General features: G+C 66.6%; 2 protein-coding genes. Both read right to left on the reverse strand.

All coding sequences use genetic code 11. The features are described 5' to 3' along the window. Positions 1–33: 33 nt before the first annotated feature. A complete protein-coding gene (locus tag ACIPIA_RS13785) occupies positions 34–1,875 on the reverse strand; it encodes a glycoside hydrolase family 15 protein (RefSeq protein WP_400510369.1) in 1,842 nt (613 codons plus the stop codon). A gap of 10 nt (positions 1,876–1,885) precedes the next feature. After that, positions 1,886–2,662 (reverse strand): trehalose-phosphatase, encoded by a 777-nt coding sequence (otsB, locus tag ACIPIA_RS13790; RefSeq protein ID WP_400510370.1) that lies wholly within the window; start codon positions 2,660–2,662, stop codon positions 1,886–1,888. Positions 2,663–2,669: the final 7 nt, after the last annotated feature.

A 2,669-nucleotide genomic window follows, 5' to 3' on the forward strand; every position in this document is an offset into this window, starting at 1 on the left:
CCCGAGCGACGGGAGTGGGCGTGAGCCCGCTCCTCAGAACGCTTCCTCCCAGTCCCGGCTGAGGCGCATCGCGCAGTTGATCAGCCCGACCATCGAATAGGTCTGGGGGAAGTTGCCCCAGAGCTCGCCGGTCTTGAGGTCGGCATCCTCCGAGAGCAGGCCGAAGCTGTTGCGGCGTTTCAGGATGCGCTCGAACAGCTCCTTGGCCTCCTCGCTGCGCCCGATCGTGTTCAGCGCATCGACGTACCAGAAGGCGCAGATCAGGAAGCCGGTGTGCATGTACCCGAAATCGTCCTGCGTCGCGTAGCGCAGCAGCAGGTCGCCGCGCTTGAGGTCGCGGCCGATCGCTTCGACGGTGGCGATGAAGCGGGCGTCGTCCGGCTTGACGAAGCCGATCTCGGCGAGCAGCAGCAGCGTCGCGTCGAGATCATGGCCGCCGAAGGTCGAGACGAAATGGCCTTTCTCGCCGTTCCAGATGCGCTCGGCGATGATGCCCTTGAGCCGCTTTGATTCCGCCTTCCAGTATTCCTTGCGGTCGGCGCGCCCCAATGTGCCGGCGATGCGCGCCAGCCGGTCGCAGGCGGCCCAGCACATCACGCTGGAGAATGAGTGCACCGCTTCCTTCTCGCGCAGCTCCCAGGGACCGGCATCAGGCTTGTCGAAGACGGCGATCGCCAGTTCGCCCATGCGCTCGAGCTGGCCGAACAGGGTGTCCTTGCCCGGCTGGATCAGGCGGCGATCGAAGAAGGAATGCGTCGCGGCCAGCACGACCGCGCCGTAGCCGTCGTTCTGGATCTGCACGGCTGCGCCATTGCCGAAGCGCACGGGCTGATGGCCGCGATAGCCTGCCAGGTTCTTGGCCTCGAACTCGATCAGCGATCCGCCACGCGTGATCGGGTAGAGCGGTGGCAGATGCTCGGCCCCGCTTTCCGAGAAGGTGTCGACGATATTGGTGATGAAGCCGAGATAGTCCTCCATCGTCCGCGTCGTCCCGAGGCGGTTGAGCGCATGGACGACGAAATAGGCGTCTCGCAGCCAGCAATAGCGGTAGTCCCAGTTGCGCTGCGTGCCGGGCGCTTCGGGGATCGAGGTCGTGAGCGCGGCGACGATCGCGCCGGTCTCCTCGAAGGAGCAGAGCTTCAGCGTGATCGCGGCCCGAATCACCTCGCGCTGATATTCGAACGGGATCGAGAGCGACCGCACCCAGTCGCGCCAGTAATCGGTGGTCTTGTCGAGGAATTCGCGCGAGGTCGTCTCGATCTCGGCGCGCAGCGCCTCGTCAGAGCCGACGAAGAAGGAATAGGCCTGGTCGACGGCGAAGGGCGTGCTCTCCATGACGTAGGATATCGGGGCGTTCGTCGTCAGCCGGATCGTCTGGTCGGCGCCGACGAACCGGATATGGTTGGAGCCGCGCGTGATTTCGTCGGGCTCCTCGCCGATGCCCAGGCAGGGCTTGAGCAGGACGCGGATGCGCGGCCGCCCGGATATCCGGCGCACGCGGCGCACCAGCTGCGGGGGGCGGAAGAAGCGTTCGTAGCGCACGAAGCGCGGCGCGAAGTCGAGGATCTCGATGGCGTTGCCCTGGTCGTCCGACAGGACGGAGGACAGGATCGCGGTGTTGTCGAGATAACCCTGTTCGCAACGGGTCATGCCGACGAGCTCGATGGCGAAGTAGCCCTTCTCGGGCTCGTCGTTGTCGGCTCCCGCCTGGTTGTCGATCAGGGAGCAGAATACCGGGTCGCGATCGAATCGCGGGAAGCAGCCCCAGACGATGCGGGCGCGCCGGTCGACGAGTGCGGCGATCGAGCAGTTTCCGATGACGCCGAGGTCGAGCGAAGCGGAGTGCTGCCCCGCGGCCGTGGTCGTTACGGTCATGGCAAGACCCTTAGTTCTGGGAGAAGCTGGAGGCGGTGAGGCCGCCATTCTCGGCCGCCTCGACAAGGATATGCCGCAAGGCGGTCGGCGAGGCGAGCCGGATCGCCGCGAGGCTGTCTCGATCCGCGCCGATGCGGATCGAGAGGCCGCCCATCGCGTTGACGGCCTCGAATCCGTCCTCGTCGGTGATGTCGTCTCCGATGAAGACGGGCCGGCGGCCGGCATAGACCGGCGTCGCCATCAGCCAGGCGATGGCGTTGCCCTTGCTCGCTCCGGCGGGCACGATTTCGGCGACGGACTTGCCCTCCTGCAGCCGCACGCCCGGCCCGAGCCTGGCGGCGGCCTTGCGCATCAGGTCGAGTGCCTCGTCCTTCAATGCCGGCGCGAGCCGCCAGTGCAGCGCGACCGAGATGCGCTTGTCCTCGACGATGATGCCGACATGGCCGTTGGCGAAGCGGACGAGGTCGCGCACGGCCTCGCGCATGTTCTCCGGCGCATCGGATTGAGCGCGAAGATCGCCGCCGATGCGGATTTGCGCGCCGTGCAGCCCGGCGATGTCGAAGCGGTGGGGCGCAAGCATCTCGTCCAGAAAGGCGATCGGGCGTCCCGAGACCAGGGCCAGGGCGCCCCCGAGCTGAGTGCGCAGGCTTTCCAGCGCGGGTGCGACCCGCCGGTCAAGCTGGACGTCTTCGGGCGAGGGGGCGATCTCGACGAGCGTTCCGTCGAAGTCCAGGAACAGAGCGATCTGTTCCGCCTCCGCAGCGATATCGCGGGCGCTTTGAGCGATTACCGGT

The sequence above is a fragment of the Allobosea sp. CER48 genome (assembly GCF_044752385.1).
Lineage (GTDB): Bacteria > Pseudomonadota > Alphaproteobacteria > Rhizobiales > Beijerinckiaceae > Allobosea.

What these genes read in the sequence shown, in the direction of transcription:
- ACIPIA_RS13785 (WP_400510369.1), bottom strand. Translation starts at nt 1,875, where the DNA reads ATGACCGTAACGACCACGGCCGCGGGGCAGCACTCCGCTTCGCTCGAC.